At 64.6% G+C, this 15,834-nt stretch carries 12 protein-coding genes; 4 read left to right on the top strand and 8 right to left on the bottom strand.

Annotated elements, in window-relative coordinates:
• Window positions 1–432: 432 nt before the first annotated feature.
• Window positions 433–3,909 (bottom strand): indolepyruvate ferredoxin oxidoreductase family protein, encoded by a 3,477-nt coding sequence (locus tag BRAD3257_RS27080; protein WP_122404418.1) that lies wholly within the window; start codon window positions 3,907–3,909, stop codon window positions 433–435.
• Between the two features lie 162 nt (window positions 3,910–4,071).
• On the opposite strand from BRAD3257_RS27080, the gene BRAD3257_RS27075 reads away from it, so the two are divergent.
• The 3 genes from BRAD3257_RS27075 (at window position 4,072) to BRAD3257_RS27065 (ending at window position 7,687) form a co-directional block, all read left to right on the top strand.
• Window positions 4,072–5,013 (top strand): hypothetical protein, encoded by a 942-nt coding sequence (locus BRAD3257_RS27075; RefSeq protein ID WP_122404417.1) that lies wholly within the window; start codon window positions 4,072–4,074, stop codon window positions 5,011–5,013.
• A 296-nt stretch (window positions 5,014–5,309) separates the two neighbouring features.
• Entirely contained in the window at window positions 5,310–6,023 is a 714-nt protein-coding gene (locus BRAD3257_RS27070) for a cysteine hydrolase family protein (protein WP_122404416.1), read from the top strand.
• On the top strand, window positions 6,020–7,687 hold the full coding sequence (locus BRAD3257_RS27065; protein ID WP_122404415.1) for a regulator: 1,668 nt from the start codon (window positions 6,020–6,022) through the stop codon (window positions 7,685–7,687). Before BRAD3257_RS27070 ends, BRAD3257_RS27065 begins: the two co-directional genes overlap by 4 nt.
• A gap of 52 nt (window positions 7,688–7,739) precedes the next feature.
• Here the strand turns inward: BRAD3257_RS27065 and soxA are convergent, their stop codons facing one another.
• The 7 genes from soxA to BRAD3257_RS27030 all read right to left on the bottom strand — a co-directional run bounded on the left by soxA (window position 7,740) and on the right by BRAD3257_RS27030 (window position 13,914).
• Window positions 7,740–8,519 (bottom strand): sulfur oxidation c-type cytochrome SoxA, encoded by a 780-nt coding sequence (gene soxA / locus BRAD3257_RS27060; protein ID WP_162500387.1) that lies wholly within the window; start codon window positions 8,517–8,519, stop codon window positions 7,740–7,742.
• Window positions 8,516–8,833, bottom strand: a complete 318-nt coding sequence (gene soxZ, locus BRAD3257_RS27055; RefSeq protein WP_122404413.1) for a thiosulfate oxidation carrier complex protein SoxZ — start codon at window positions 8,831–8,833, stop codon at window positions 8,516–8,518. Before soxZ ends, soxA begins: the two co-directional genes overlap by 4 nt.
• Window positions 8,833–9,300: a SoxY-related AACIE arm protein gene (locus BRAD3257_RS27050; RefSeq protein ID WP_122404412.1), complete on the bottom strand. Its 468-nt coding sequence runs from the start codon at window positions 9,298–9,300 to the stop codon at window positions 8,833–8,835. Before BRAD3257_RS27050 ends, soxZ begins: the two co-directional genes overlap by 1 nt.
• Before the next feature lie 4 nt (window positions 9,301–9,304).
• Window positions 9,305–9,676 (bottom strand): sulfur oxidation c-type cytochrome SoxX, encoded by a 372-nt coding sequence (gene soxX / locus BRAD3257_RS41180; RefSeq protein ID WP_244607693.1) that lies wholly within the window; start codon window positions 9,674–9,676, stop codon window positions 9,305–9,307.
• 265 nt (window positions 9,677–9,941) lie between these two features.
• Entirely contained in the window at window positions 9,942–11,213 is a 1,272-nt protein-coding gene (locus BRAD3257_RS27040) for an FCSD flavin-binding domain-containing protein (protein ID WP_122404410.1), read from the bottom strand.
• A gap of 52 nt (window positions 11,214–11,265) precedes the next feature.
• Window positions 11,266–13,452: a xanthine dehydrogenase family protein molybdopterin-binding subunit gene (locus BRAD3257_RS27035; RefSeq protein ID WP_122404409.1), complete on the bottom strand. Its 2,187-nt coding sequence runs from the start codon at window positions 13,450–13,452 to the stop codon at window positions 11,266–11,268.
• Window positions 13,453–13,464: 12 nt separating this feature from the next.
• Window positions 13,465–13,914: a (2Fe-2S)-binding protein gene (locus tag BRAD3257_RS27030; protein WP_162500386.1), complete on the bottom strand. Its 450-nt coding sequence runs from the start codon at window positions 13,912–13,914 to the stop codon at window positions 13,465–13,467.
• A gap of 313 nt (window positions 13,915–14,227) precedes the next feature.
• On the opposite strand from BRAD3257_RS27030, the gene BRAD3257_RS27025 reads away from it, so the two are divergent.
• Entirely contained in the window at window positions 14,228–15,832 is a 1,605-nt protein-coding gene (locus BRAD3257_RS27025) for a B12-binding domain-containing radical SAM protein (RefSeq protein ID WP_122404407.1), read from the top strand.
• Window positions 15,833–15,834: the final 2 nt, after the last annotated feature.

The following is a 15,834-nucleotide window of genomic DNA, read 5'->3' as shown; positions in this document are numbered from 1 at the left end:
GATTCGGGAATCCTATAAAACGCGCCAAAATCAACAATCTGCCAAAGTAGTGCTAGCGCGGAATGGGTGAGCTTCCGTCTAAAGCGCGATGAGATTTGGATGAATCGTCATCGCGCTTTAGCTTGTTGTTTACGCATGATCTTTCCGGAAAACCGCGTCGCACTTTTCCGGATCATGCTTTAGCCCTTGGCATCGCTGTGATGCCCGCGCAGGCGGGCATCCAGTCCGCCGCGGTCTATCGTTGAGCCACAATCATCTCGGCATACTGGATCGTCCGGTCGAGCCGGGCGAACACGGCGAGTGCGTGGCGAGCGCGTCCCCACAATCTCGTCATTGCGGGCGAAGCGAAGCAATCCGGAGTCTTTCCACGGCTGCGGTCAGGATTGCTTCGCTTCGCCCGCAATAACGCGTGGAAAGAGCACGGTTCTTTCGCTACTCCGCCGCTGCGGCAAAGCGGCTGTTCTCCAGTTCCGCCTCAAGCCGCGCCGCCTCGGACCTCGCCAGCTTGATATTGGCTTCCTTGACATGACCGAAGCCGCGGATCGTCTCCGGTACGCGCGCGAGCCGTGTCAGCAGCGGGATCTGCTCGGCCTTCAACCCGGCGATGCGCTGATCGATGATCGCGAGATAATCCTCGACCAGCTTGCGCTCGGTCCGGCGCTCCTCGGTGCGGCCGAACGGATCGAACGCGGTGCCGCGCAGGAACTTGAGCCTGGCGAGAATGCGGAAAGCGTGGATCATCCAGGCGCCGAACTCCTGCTTCTGAAGCCGGCCTGTCGCCTTGTCTCGCTTCGCGAAGATCGGCGGTGCCAGGTGATACTTCAGTGTGAAGTCGCCGCCGAACTTCTCGGACACTTTCTTGGCGAAGCTGCCGTCGGTATAGAGCCGCGCAACCTTGTACTCGTCCTTGTAGGACATCAGCTTGAACAGGTTTTTCGCGACTGCCTCGGTCAGCTCCGTGGATGCGGGCGAAGCCGCGCTCTCGGCCTTGCGCACCTTGGCGACAGCCGCAAGGTAACGGTCGGCATAGGGTTCGTCCTGATAGAAGGTCAGGAACTCGGCGCGGGTGGCGATGATCTCGTCGAGCGATTTCGCCGGCGCGGATGCGCGGTTCTTGAACTGGAGCACGCTGCGCACCCGCGACATGTCGTGGGCCGCGAGGCGGCCCCAGGTGAAGGCGAGCTTGTTCATCTCGATCGCGGCGCCGTTGATCTCGATGGAGCGGAGCAGGGCCTCCAGCGACAGCGGGATCGCGCCCTTTTGGAAGGCGAAGCCGAGCATGAAGGGATTGGTGGCGATGCTGTCGCCCATCAGCGCCGCGGCGATGCCCGTGGCATCGACAATGTCGAGGTTCTTGTCGCCGATCGCGTCGCGCAGCACGGTCTGCATCGTGCCCATTTCGAAATCGAGATCGGGATTTTGCACGAAGCTCGCCGTCGGCTGCAAATCGGCGTTGATAAAGGCCTTGGTCACGCCGCGCTCGGCGCGGCTCAGCGCAGTCGGGCCGGCCGAGACGATCATGTCGCAGCCGAGGATGACGTCGGCGCCGCCGGTGGTGATGCGGACCGCGGAAATGTCCTCCGGCTTCGGGGCGATGCGGACATGGCTCATCACCGCGCCGTTCTTCTGCGACAGGCCGGTGAAGTCCAGCGCCGAGCAGCCGCGACCGTCGACATGGGCGGCCATGCCTAGCAGGGCGCCGATTGTGATGACGCCAGTGCCGCCGATGCCGGTGACGAGGATGTTGTAGGGGCCGTCGAGGTCGCGCGCGGGCGGCAGCGGCAGATCGGCGAACAGCTGGCCTGAATCCACCGCCGTGGTCTTCATCCGCTTCAGGCTGCCGCCGTGCACCGTCACAAAACTCGGGCAAAAACCTTCGACGCAGGAAAAGTCCTTGTTGCAGTTCGACTGGTCGATCTGCCGCTTGCGGCCGAACTCGGTCTCCAGCGGCTGCACCGAGACGCAGTTGGAGGCCTGCGAGCAGTCGCCGCAGCCTTCGCAGACCAGCTCGTTGATGAAGGCGCGCTTGGCCGGATCAGGATAGAGCCCGCGCTTGCGGCGGCGGCGCTTTTCGGCGGCGCAGGTCTGGTCGTAGATGATGACGGTGAGGCCCTTGATGTCACGCAGCTCGCGCTGCACGGCATCGAGCTCGCGGCGGTGATGGATGGTCGCGCCTTGCGGGAAGTAGTTGCCTTGCGGGTACTTGCCCGGATCGTCCGAGACGATCGCAAGCCGCTTGACGCCCTCGGCCCAGACCTGGTGCGCGATCTGTGCGACGTTGAAGGCCCCTTCCGCCGGCTGGCCGCCGGTCATCGCCACGGCGTCGTTATAGAGGATCTTGTAGGTGATGTTGATGCCGGCGGCGGAGGCGGCGCGTAGGGCCAGGAGACCGGAATGGGTGTAGGTGCCGTCGCCGAGATTCTGGAAGATGTGCGTCTCGGTCGTGAAGGGCGACTGGCCGATCCAGTTCACGCCCTCGGCACCCATATGCGAGATCAGGTCGGTGCGGCGGGTCGGCATGCTCAGGGCCATGCCGTGGCAGCCGATGCCGGCCATGGCGCGGCTGCCTTCGGGCACGCGCGTCGAGGTGTTGTGCGGACAGCCCGAGCAGAAGAACGGCGTGCGCGCGAGCTTGATCGGTGCGCTGGCGGTGACGGGATTGTCGAACGCCTCCAGGCGTGCCAAGCGCTGTTCCAGCACCGGGCTGTGATGGCCGAGCTTGCGCAAGCGCGCCACCAGCGCGGACGCGACGATGGTCGGCGTCAGCTCGCCCTCACTCGGCAGCAGCGGCGCGCCGCGCTCGTCGCGCTTGCCCGTGACCGTCGGGCGTCTGGACGCATCCACGTTGTAGAGGATGCGCATCAGCTGGTCTTCGATGAAGCCGCGCTTCTCCTCGACCACCAGAACGTCCTGGAGACCTTCGGCGAAACGTTTGGCGCCGCTCTCCTCCAGCGGCCATGTCATCGCGACCTTGTAGATGCGAAGGCCCAGATCCTGCGCGTCCTTGTCGGTGATCCCCAAATCGGCGAGGGCCTGGCGGAGATCGAGATAGGCCTTGCCGGTCGCGACGATACCGAGCCGCGCAGGCTTGGAATCGAGCACGATGCGATCGAGCTGGTTGGCGCGGGCGAAGGCCTGCACCGCCGCCATCTTCGGGCCGAACAGCCGCTTCTCGGCCTCCAGCGGCGGATCGGGCCAGCGGATGTTGAGGCCACCGGGCGGCATCTCGAAATCCTCGGGGAGCACGATCTTGACGCGCTCGGGATCGCTGTAGATCGACGCCGAGCTCTCGACGGTCTCGCTGATCGCCTTGAAGCCGACCCAGCAGCCGGAGAAGCGCGACAGCGCAAAGCCGTAGAGGCCGAGATCGAGATAGTCCTGCAGCGTCGCCGGGTTGATCACGGGGATCAGCGACGCGGCGAACACCTGCTCGCTCTGATGCGCCAGGGTCGAGGACTGGCAGCCGTGGTCATCGCCGGCGAGCGCGAGCACGCCGCCATTGACCGAGGTGCCGGCCGCATTGGCGTGCTTGAGCGCATCGACCGAGCGATCGACGCCCGGGCCCTTGCCGTACCAGATGCCGAACACGCCGTCGACCTTGGCCCCGGGAAACAGCCCAACCTGCTGGCTGCCCCAGACCGCGGTCGCGGCCAAGTCTTCGTTGAGTCCCGGAACGAAGGCAATGTCGTGCTGCTGAAGGTGCGACTTCGCCCGCCATAGCGCATGATCGTACATGCCAAGCGGGGAACCGCGATATCCTGAGATGAAGCCGCCGGTGTTCAGTCCCTGAAGCCTGTCGCGTTCGCGCTGCAACATGGGAAGGCGGACCAGCGCCTGCGTGCCCGACAGGAAGATCCGCTTCGATTCGAGCCGGTATTTGTCGTCCAGCTCGACCTGCAACAGCGTCATTTCAGAAGTCCTCGGCTTTGGTTCTTGGGGTTTGCGCTGCGGGAAGGATTGCGGCTGCGCGACGCGATTGTGACAGTCAAATGCATGGCTCAGCGAAGTCAATATCGCTGGCCGCATCCGTGGCGCTCCTGCTAGTCATGGCTTGCGAGCGGAGGAGCGCGCATGATGGCGTTTGACACACAAATCACCCGAATAGGAGGCGCCTTGATTGGACCGTGGCGCCGGCCGCGGCAGATGCTACAGGCGCAAACCTATGATGCGCATGCCTCGATCCATGATGACGCGACGGCGCAGAAGCTCGGTTTCAAGGGCGGCACCATCGAGGGGCCGACCCATTTCAGCCAGTTCGCTCCACTTTGCGAGCGGCAATGGGGCCGGGCGTGGTTTGAGCGAGGGTGTCTCTCGGTGCATTACCGTAGTGTCTGCTACGAAGGTGAGGAGGTGCAGGCGACGCTGCTAGCCTCTTCGACCGAACAGCCCGAGTGTCAGGTACAGATGCTCAAGCGCGACGGCACCGAGGTGCTGCGCGGCACCGCATCCATCGTTGAGAGCCCGACAGCCCTCGACATCCGCCTCCGCGAGCTCAAGCCGCTGGCTGATCCCGTGATCCTGCGCGACGTCAAGGTGGCGCAGACGAGCAAGCGCCAGACGGTGCGGATGGCTTTCGACCAGAACATGGGCGACCTCTATCCGTTCTCCCTTCGGCAGAAGCTCGCCGTCATCACCGAGAACTCGCAATACTACTCGACCGCAGACAATCCATGGGGCAAGCCCATCATCCCGATGGAGATGCTCAGCGTGCTGTTCCAGTACCGCTCCAAGGACGATCCGCTGCCGGCCAAGGGCCCTGCCGTCGGCCTGTTCGCCGACCAGGAGATCCGCCTGGTGAAGGGCCCGCTGTTCGTCGACGAGGAGTACGAAGTCGAGCGCGAGGTGGTCGCACTCTCCGGCAGCCGCCGCACCGAAAGCGCCTGGGTCAAGACGCGCGTGTTCGCCAAGGCGGGCACGTTGGTGGCCACGATGTTGCTGAACATGGCGACGCTGAAGGACTCGTATGCGCCGTACGAGGAGGAGTATCGGCGGCTGTACGGGGCCGGGCGGTAGTCTCCTCGTCATCCCGCGGCGACGCGGAGCGTCGAGCCCGGGATGGCCGCACCGCATGAGGTGAAATGGATTCCAGGCACGCGCTGCGCGCCACGGAATGACGGAAGATGCCGCTCATCCTCTAGGCAAATGCACGTCGCAAAGCCGTCGCACAGGGAATAAGCAGGCGATCGCATTCTACGCAAGTTTTTGAGTACACTACAAATTCTGTCGCCGCCCGCGCCCCACTGCAATTGTACACAATGGCACGGCGCTTGCAGAACTCTGGCCAAGAGAGTTCTCGCGGGGCCTGCGTCATGTTGAACTCAGCCAATCCGACAAAGGGCGTCGTCAGCGCCGAGCCCGAGCCGATCGCGCTCGACTGGCCGGCCACCGCGCTTCTCATCATCGACATGCAGCGCGACTTCATGGAGCCCGGCGGCTTCGGCGAAACGCTCGGCAACGACGTCAGCCAGCTTGCACGCGCGGTGAAGCCGATCGGCGCGGTGCTGACGGCGGCGCGCGACATCGGCATGCTGGTGATCCACACGCGCGAGGGGCATCTGCCCGATCTCTCCGACGCGCCGCCGGCAAAGATCGAACGCGGCGCGCCGAGCCTTCGTATCGGCGATCCCGGTCCGATGGGACGAATCCTCATTCGCGGTGAGGCCGGCCACGACATCATTCCCGAGCTCTATCCGTTCGACAGCGAAATCGTGATCGACAAGCCGGGCAAGGGCGCCTTCTACGCCACCGAGCTCGGCGATGTCCTGGAGAATTACGGTATCGAGAATCTCTTGGTGTGCGGCGTCACGACAGAAGTTTGCGTCAACACCACCGTGCGCGAGGCCAATGACCGCGGCTATCGCTGCGTCGTCGTGTCCGATGGCTGCGCATCCTACTTCCCCGAATTTCACGAGATGGGCCTGAACATGATCAAGGCCCAGGGCGGCATCTTCGGCTGGGTCGCAAGCTCAGCCGCAGTCTTGGAGGCGATGAAGAGTTCGAACACATTGGGGGTAACATCATGAGCAAATTGACGGGGACGGCCGGCAAGTCTGAGATCAATACGTCCGACTTCAAGCTGGCGCTATGGACATCGGGCGACTGGAACGCGTTTTTCGGCTTCGGTACCAACATCCTCGTCAACATGCTGGTGCTCACGGGCCTGCTTCGCTTCGTGTTGAAGATGCCTGATGGTCTCGTGTTCGGGCGCATCCTGCCCGCGCTCGGGCTGATGATGTGCCTCTCCACCTTCTACTATGCGTATCTCGCCTATCGCCTCGCGCAGAAGACCGGCCGCAACGACGTCTGCGCGCTGCCGTCCGGCGTCAGCGTGCCGCACATGTTCATCGTCACCTTCGTGATCATGCTTCCGATCACGCTGAAGACCGGCGATCCTCTCAAGGGCTGGTCGGCGGGTCTCGTCTGGGTGTTCTTCCAGAGCTTCATTCTCATGATCGGCGGCTTCATCGCGCCGTTCATCCGCAGGATCACGCCGCGCGCGGCGCTACTCGGCACGCTTGCCGGCGTCTCCATCACCTTCATCTCGATGCGGCCGGCGCTGGAAATGTACATGACGCCGCAGATCGGTCTCGTCTGCTTCGCCATCATCCTGGTGAGCTGGTTCGGCGGGGTGAAATATTGGCGCGGCGTTCCCGCAGGCCTCGTCGCGATCGCGGCCGGCATGATCATCGCCTGGGGCTCGAACCTGTTCGGGCTCGGTCTCGGCGGCCTGAGCCTCAAAGGTGTCGGCGCGGCCTTTGCCAATTTCGGCTTTTCTGTGCCGATCCCGGCGGTAAACCATGTCTTCTCCGGCTTCGAATTCCTGGGCATCATCCTCGTCACCGCCATTCCGTTCGGCATCTACGATCTCGTCGAGGCCATGGACAATGTCGAGAGCGCGGAAGCGGCCGGCGACGAATATCCGACCACGCGCGTGCTCACCGCCGACGGCGTCGTCAGCCTGATCGGCTGCCTGATGGGCAATCCCTTCATCAACGCCGTCTATATCGGCCATCCCGGCTGGAAGGCGATGGGCGGTCGGATCGGTTACTCGGCGGCGACCGGCGTCATGGTGGTCGTGCTGTCCTGGTTCGGCATCATCTCGGTGCTGCTGGCACTCGTGCCTGTCGTCGCGATCTCGCCGATCTTGCTCTACATCGGCATGCTGATCGGGGCGCAGGCATTCCAGACGACACCGGTCAAGCACGCGCCCGCCATCGTGCTGGCGCTGACGCCGCATCTCGCCGCCTGGGCCAAGCTCCAGATCGACACGATGCTCGGCTCCACCATGAACGCGGCGGCAACCGTCGGCGGCTTGGCGGCCGACAAGGCCGATGCGGTCAAAGCCGCCGCGATCGCCGCGCTGCCGCAGCAGGGCGTGTTCTACCACGGTCTTGAGGTGATGGGCGGCGGCTCCATCCTCGGCGGCCTCATCCTCGGCGCCATCGGCGTCTTCATCATCGAGCGCGATTTCGAGAAGGCGTCCGCCTTTGCGCTGGTCGGGGCGGTGCTGACCTATTTCGGCTTCATGCACGGCGAAGCCGTCGGCATTGGCGGCGGCTTTGGCGTGACGCCCGCGGTCGCCCTGGCCTACGCCGTGATGGCCGCTGGGCTGTTCGCCGCCGGCAAGCTCGGCGCCAGCGAGCCCTACGCCGCACATCCGGAGATGTCCGCCGCGCCGGCGGAGTAGGCGCAGCTTTCGATACGCGGAACGGTCGAGCGGATGGCTCGGCCGTTTAGGCTCAGGGACGTACGGCCGGCGTCTCCATTGGCAGGCCATGCGCCCGCGACATCAGATAGAGTTCGAGCGCGACCAGCTCGGGCGATCCGTAGTCATAGGCCTGGGCACGGACGCCGCTCATGCAGCTGCGCAGCCGCCGCTCCAGCGAGCCCAGTGTCTGCCATTCCAACCGATAGAGCGGATAGCCGGTCGGTTGCGCTTGCGTGATCGGCGCGCCGGCGAGGCGCTTGTCGAAATTGTCGTCGTGGCAGTTGGTGCAGGCGAGGTTGAGCTGTCCCTCACGCTGCATGTACAGCGCGCGGCCCTGCTCGACAAAGGGTTTGGCTTGCGGACCGTCACCGGCCGTGATCGGGGTGCCGCGCGACTGATGGGCGATGAAGGCGGACAATGCGAGCAGATCGTGGCTCTCATAGGGCAGCGGTATCGCCTGCTGATGATTGGCGCGGCAGAGATTGATCCGCTGATCGAGCGTGACGGGGCGGCCGAGGGCCTTGTCGAAGGCGGGATAGCGCGCCGCGACGCCTTTCATGCTGCTGCGCGCATCGCCATGACAATCCGTGCAGGATTTGGCGGCGCTGCCGGTCTTCTTCGCCCACAGCGCTTCGCCGTCGAGCACGAACAGCATGCCGGGATTGCTGGTGTCGTCCTCCTGCATGGCGCGCGTGTCCGGACCCATGAAGGCATAGCCGGAACGGCGTGCATCGGGCGGGATTTCGCCCGCGAGCAGGGCAGGCGCCGCGGCAAACAATGCTGCCGCGGCTATCGCGCGCCAAGACATCATTCGACCGTGATCGATGCCGAAGCAGCGGAGGAATAGCCGTTGTCGCCGATCCACTCGAACTCGAACTTGCCGCTTTCCTTGACGACCGCGAAAAACGACAAATACGGGTTCGCGGCGATAGCCGGAAACAGATCGGCGCGAAAAATCTCAGCGCCGTTGTAACGGCAGGTGAAGCTCGTGATGATGTTGCGCGGCACCAGATTGCCGTCGGCGGTGTGGCGGAAGCCGGTCTCCATGATGTGCGAGGTCAGCGTGCGGATCTCGACGATGTCGCCGCGTTTGGCCTTCGAGGGGACGTTGATGAGGGCAGCCATCAGTTCATCTCCTCGGTGCAGGCGGCCAGTGTCACGACGACGTCGGCGGCAATTTGCCAGAACGTGTCGTCGGAGAGACGCGCGATCGCAACCACCTTCTGGGTGTCGGCGAGCCGAATCCGTGTCGAGACCTGGGCACGGCCGGAGGCAGGGCCGAAATAGAAATTGCCGATGTTCGGCTGCGGGTTCTTCTCGTTGAAGACGTGGATGCTCTTGACGTGGTCATCGGCCGTCATCGGGCTTGCGACGCTCACCGTCAGCGGCACGGTGTTGCCGTTCTCGACCAGCGGCGGAATATCCAGCTTGATCCTGCCGGTGTGAATCTGCGCTTCGCCGACCACGTTGCGGATCGCCGCGTTGAGCATCGCCGGTGTCGCCTCGAGCGGCCGCAGCGTGACGATCGGGATCGTCCCGGCGACTGTCGCGCCTCCGGCGAGGCTCAGGAATTGTCGTCGCGTGGTCGGCATGAACCTAGTCCCGAAGTGTTGCAAGAAAGGCCACGATGTCCTCGATCTCCGCAGCCGACAAGATCGGCTTGCCGGCGAAGTTACGTCCGACGCGGACGAAGCCGTCGTTGCGATAGTAGGATGGCATGATGGTGTCCGGATTGAAGCGCGAGGCATCGACCAGTCGAAGTCGCAACTGGCTCACCGACCACCGGTTCCCGGCGCCGGAGAGATCAGGCGCAAGGTCGCCCTGGAACCGCGTTTCCGGAAATGGGCCGGAATGGCAGAGGATGCAGGTCGTCGTGCGCGCGAGCACCAGCGCGCGGCCGCGCGCGGCATCGCCGGACGAGCCCGTGAGTGATGCAGGAATGCCGTCGCCGATGATTGTGTAGGGCACGAGGTCATCGGCTTTTGAAGGCGAACAGAAGGCGAGGCTTGCGACGACGAGTGCGGCATTCGCAACTCTTGGAAGAGGCGAGTGAGATCGCCGGGCACTCCTCTGACCTCTCTCGCTTGCGGAAGAGGTCGCCGCGCAGCGGCGGGTGAGGGTTCTTTCCTCTCGGGGGCTCTCGCGTGTGGAGACACCCTCTCTCCGACCCTTCCCCACAAGCGCGGGAGGGGGTGCACTTTGGCTGTGGCGGCAGGCTCGTTTCATTATGGCTCTAGCCAAACGTATTCGCCGTGATGGTTTGAAACCAGCGCTCGGCCTCAGCCGCCTCGCGGGCGCGCAGCTCGCGCGGGGCATCGACCGGGCTGGTCGCGACGCCCTCGACCTCGGCGAAGATGTCGCCTTTGGGCTGGTAATTGCCGATGAGCGAGAAGCCGTAGCCGGGTGCGACGGTGTCGTAGCAGATGCCCGTCAATCGCGGCGCCTCCGGCGTGCGGCCCGCGAGCAAAGCGACGATCGCGCCAGCGCATGCCTTGCCCTGAGCGCTCGCAGCCGATGCCGATTTGGGGATGCCGCCGCCGAGGCAGGCATCGCCAATGACGTGGATGTTCGGAACGAGTTTCGACTCGAAGGTGACGGGATCGATCGGGCACCAGCCGGTCGTGTCCGCGGTGCCTGCGATCCCGGCAATGCGCCCCGCGCGCTGCGGCGGGATGACATTGGCGACATCAGGGGTGTAGTTGCCGAACTCCGTGAGGATGGTTCTCGTCGCGGGATCGACCGAGGTGACGCGACCGCCTTGCGATAGCGCGATGCGCTCGATCATGTCGCCATAGAGCTCTTTCCACGCCTTCTCGAACAGCCGCTGCTGCGAGAAACTGTCCTTGGCATCGAGGATCAGAACCTTCGAGCGCGGCTTCTTCGTCTTCAGGTAATGCGCGATCAGGCTTGCGCGCTCGTAAGGTGCTGGCGGGCAACGGGAAGGATTGGCCGGGATTGCAACGACGACCGTGCCGCCGTCCGCCATCGCTTCCAATTGCCTGCGCAGCAAAAGCGTCTGCGCACCGGCTTTCCAGGCGTGCGGCATCGTCTCCGACGCGGCGGCGTCGTAGCCAGGCAGGGCTTCGGGATGGAAGTCGATGCCGGGCGAGAGCACGAGCCGGTCATAACCAAACGCGGTACCGCCGTCCGTCGTCACCCTACGCTTTTGCGTGTCGATGCTCGTCACAGCCTGAGCGACGATGCTGATGCCGTCGGCCGCGAGCTTGTCGTAGCCGAACTGCTGCGCCTCGATCTCGCGCAGGCCCGCGATCACCTCATTGCTGAAGGGGCAGGAGATGTAGGTCTTGTTCGGCTCGATCAGGGTGACCGGCAATTTTGCATCGGCGCGCTTGAGCGCGCGGGCGCAAGCGGCGCCGCCAAAGCCGCCGCCGATCACGACGATCTGACCCATCGATTGGGCGCGCAGGATCGAAGGTGCGGCGAGCGATGTGGCCGCGACGGCGATGCCGAGGGCGGCACTCCGCCGTGTCACCGGCGTATTCATGAGACTTGTCCGGAAAATGCAGCGGCGGCCGGCGTGGCCGCCGCAGCTCTTCTTACGCGAAGGTGATGTTCTGATCGCGCAGCGGCACCGAACGGATGCGTTTGCCGGTTGCGGCGAAGTACGCATTGAGCACCGCCGGCGCCGCGACGCCGATGGTCGGCTCACCGACACCGCCCCAGAACCCGCCGCTCGGCACCATCACTGTCTCCACTTTCGGCATCTCGCTGATACGCATCGAGTTGTAGGTGTCGAAGTTGGTCTGCTCGATCTTGCCGTCCTTGACGGTGCAGCCGCCATAGAACAGCGCGGAGAGGCCATAGACGAAGGAGCCGGCAACCTGTCGCTCCACCTGCGCCGGATTGACGACGTAGCCGGGATCAGTGGAGGCGACGATGCGATGCACCTTGATCTTGCTGCCGTCGACCACGGAGATCTCGGCGGCGCCGGCGACATAGCTGCCATAGCCCATGACCTGCGCGATGCCGCGATAGACGCCCTGCGGCGCCGGCGTGGTCCAGCCGATCTTCTCGGCAACCGCATTGAGCACAGCGAGGTGCTTGGGGTGGTTGCCCATCAGCTTGCGGCGGAATTCGAGCGGGTCCTGGCCTGCGGCCTGGGCCAGCTCGTCCATGAAGCACTCCATGTAGATTGCATTGTGATTGACGTTGACGCCGCGCCAGAAGCCCGGCGGAACGTGCGGGTTGCGCATCGCATGCTCGATCAACAGGTTCGGCACCGAATAGCCGAACGCGGCCTCGCCCGATTGGGCGACGCCCTGGAACGCTGCCGGATCCATGCCGTTCTGCAGCGCTTCGGGGCGCAGCGAGAACAGGATCGACTGCCCGGACAGGCGGTAGTGCAGCGCGATCAGATTGTTGTTGGCATCGAAGGCGCCGGTCATCTTGCACTGCGTGACCGGGTGATACTTGCCGTGCGCCATGTCCTCTTCGCGCGACCACAATAGCTTGATCGGCGTGCCCGGCATCTGCTTGGCGATCATGACGGCCTGGCGAACATAGTCGGTCTGGCCGCGCCGGCCGAAGCCGCCGCCGAGCATCACCTTGTGGACGTCGCACTTCTCGGCCGGCAGGCCGGACGCCTCCAGCACTGCCGCGAAGGCCGCCTCGCCATTCTGCGTGCCGCACCAGACCTCGCACTTGTCCGCCGTGTAGAGCGCGGTGGCGTTCATCGGCTCCATGGTGGCGTGGTTCTGGTAGGGATAGCTGTAGACGGCCTCGACCTTCTTTGCGGCCCCGGCGATCGCGGCTTTCGCGTCGCCGTTCTTGTTGCCGACATAGGCCGGCTGCGCATCGTCGAGCCCCTCGGCCAGCCACTTCGCAATCGACTCGCTGGAGACCTTGGCGTTGTCGCCCTCGTCCCAGGTGATCGGCAGTGCCTCCAGCGCGGTCTTGGCGTGCCACCAGGTGTCGGCAACGACGGCGACCGCGGTGTCGCCGACCGTGACGACCTTTTTGACGCCCTTCATGCCGGCGACCTTGGCCTCGTCATAGCTCTTCAGCTTGCCGCCGAACACCGGGCAGTCCTTGATCGCGGCGTTCAGCACGCCCGGCAGCTTGACATCGATGCCGTAGACCATGGCGCCGGTGGTCTTGTCGACGGTGTCGAGCCGCTTCACGCCCTTGCCGATCAGCTTCCAGTCCTTGGGATCCTTCAGCTTGACGTCCGCCGGCGGCGTCAGCTTCGCCGCGGCCTCGGCGACCTTGCCGTAGGTCGTGGTCCGGCCCGAGGGCGTATGGGTGATGACGCTGTTCGCGGCCGTGCATTCGGAGGCCGGCACCTTCCATGCGTCGGCGGCGGCTTGGATCAGCATCACGCGCGCGGTGGCGCCACCCTTGCGGACATAGTCCTGCGAGGAGCGGATGCCGCGGCTGCCGCCGGTGGAGAAATCGCCCCAGACGCGCTTGCGGGCCACGCTCTGGCCGGGGGTCGGATATTCGGTCGTGACCTTGGTCCAGTCGCATTCGAGCTCCTCGGCGACGAGCTGCGCAAGGCCGGTGAGCGAGCCCTGGCCCATCTCGGAGCGGGCGATGCGGATCACCACGGTGTCGTCGGGCCTGACCACCACCCAGGCGCCGATCTCGGGCGAGCCGTCGGCGGCGCGGACCACGGCAGGGCCCCCGAAGGGGATGTCGAGGCCGATTGCCAAGCCGGCGCCCAGGGTGGCGCTTCCGATCACGAAGGCGCGGCGGTTCATTTGGAGCGAGACGTGCTTGTTCATGGGGCGGCTCCTTTAAGCGCTTGCGATCGTGTGGATCGCCTCGCGCACCTGCTGGAAGGTGCCGCAGCGGCAGATATTGGTGATGGCCTCGTCGATGTCGGCGTCGGTCGGCTTCGGCTTCTCGTTCAAGAGCGCCGCCACCGCCATGATCATGCCGCTCTGGCAATAGCCGCATTGCGGCACGTCCTGAGCGATCCAGGCCTCCTGCACCTTGTGCAGCGAATCCCCGGATGCGAGCCCTTCGATGGTGGTGATCTTCTTGCCCTCGGCCTCACTGACCGAAAGGCCGCAGGAGCGCATCGCTACGCCGTCGATGTGAACCGTGCAGGCGCCGCATTGTGCAATGCCGCAACCGTATTTGGTGCCGGTCAGGCCGGCGTTCTCGCGGATCGCCCAGAGCAGCGGCGTATCCGGCTCGACGTCGAGGGTGAGGGTTTTTCCGTTGATTGTTAGGTTTGCCATCGCAGTCCCCTGATTGGCCCAATCCACCGATTGAACTCAGGGGCGCAATGTGTCCGGCAAACTGGAACTGTTCAAATCAACAGTCCGAGGGGTGGCTGGAATGCATTGCGTCGCTCTTGGGGGATGGACCGGCGCGTTGTTTTGCCTCATCCCTTGTCGAGCGATTCGGGTTGACGCCTTTTCGTGGGCGCCAATCCGCGGCTTGAAGCGACGTCCGGGGCGGATTGCCGTGCAGAGGCCACAGTTTGTCCTTTTTGCCGGGGTGCAAGATGAGGGCACTTTGGTACACTGCCCCGCCGCCAACAGGAGTTCCATGAACGTGCCGAGTCCCTGCAACGTACTGATGCTCTACCCGCTGTTCTCGGCAGAGTCCTTCTGGAGCTTTGGCGAATCCTGCAAAGTGATGGGCGTCAAGCGTCCCGCCGCCCCTTTGGGCCTGATCACCGTTGCCGCGATGTTGCCCCAGAGCTGGACGGTCCGGCTGATCGATTGCAACACGGCACCGCTCGGCGACGAGGATCTTGCCTGGGCCGATGTCGTCTTCACCGGCGGAATGTTGCCGCAGCAGGCCGACACGCTGCGCCTGATCGAGCTCTGCCGCGCGGCTGGCAAGCCGGTGGTGGTCGGCGGCCCCGATCCCACCTCGAGCCCCCACATCTATGAGCGGGCCGATTTCCAGGTGCTCGGCGAGGCCGAGAGCGTCATCGACCAATTCATCGCGGCCTGGGAAAGTGGTGCGCGGTCCGGCGTCTTCACCGCGCCGAAATTCCAGGCCGACGTCACCAAGACGCCGGTGCCGCGTTTCGACCTGCTCAATTTCGAGGACTATCTCTATCTCGGTGTCCAGTATTCACGCGGCTGTCCCTTCACCTGCGAATTCTGCGACATCATCGAGCTCTATGGGCGCGTGCCGCGGACCAAGACGATCGAGCAGATGTTCGTCGAGCTCGAGACGCTCTACGAGATGGGCTACCGCGGCCATCTCGATTTCGTCGATGACAATTTCATCGGCAACAAGAAGTCGCTGCGGCAATTCCTGCCAAGGCTCGCCGAATGGCAGCGTGCGCACGGCTACCCCTTCGAATTCTCCACGGAAGCCTCGGTCAACCTCGCCGACGATCCGGAACTCTTGGAGCTGATGGGCGCGGCGAATTTCTTCGGCATCTTCGTCGGCATCGAAAGTCCGGACCCGGCGACGCTTGTCGCGATGCGGAAGAAGCAGAATACGCGGCGCAACATCGCCGAGAGCATCCACAAGATCTACGCCGCCGGCATGCTGGTCACCGCGGGCTTCATCGTCGGCTTCGACAACGAGAGTGTCTCGATGGCGGAGTCCATGATCGAGTTCATCGAGGAGGCGGCGATTCCCGTCGCCATGGTCGGCCTGCTCTATGCCTTGCCGAACACGCAGCTCACGCGCCGGCTCGAGCGCGAAGGCCGGCTGCATCAGGGCCACGACGTGGCGCCGACCATCGGCGCCGATCAGTGCACGGCCGGCATCAACTTCGATCCGGTCCGCCCGCTGCGCGACATCCTGTTGGACTACAAGCGGGTGCTGGAACACATCTACAGCCCGGCGGCCTATGCAGCACGCGTCGATCGTTTGATGACACTGCTCGACCGTTCCCGGCAGCGCGCCGAGCTCGCCGAAGGAGACATCCGCGCCAGGCTCGGGGCGATGGAGACGGTGCACAAGGTGGTCACCGCCCTTCCCGAGGCGCGGGGGCCGCTCTGGCAGACCTTCATGAACTGCGCCAAGCGCGACACGTCATCGGCGCGCATCGCCGTGCAGATGATCGCGGCCTATGCGCATCTCGGACCGTTCTCGCGCAAGGTCATCGCGGCCATCGACGCGCGCTTGGCTGCGCTGGATAACGAGACCGTCACTCCGGCGGCTGTCGGCGTGACGGCGGCCTGACG

Source organism: Bradyrhizobium vignae (assembly GCF_900324035.1).
In the GTDB taxonomy this organism is placed as follows: domain Bacteria; phylum Pseudomonadota; class Alphaproteobacteria; order Rhizobiales; family Xanthobacteraceae; genus Bradyrhizobium; species Bradyrhizobium vignae.
Note: the sequence above shows the minus strand (reverse complement) of the source record. Positions and strands in the feature narration are given on the sequence as shown.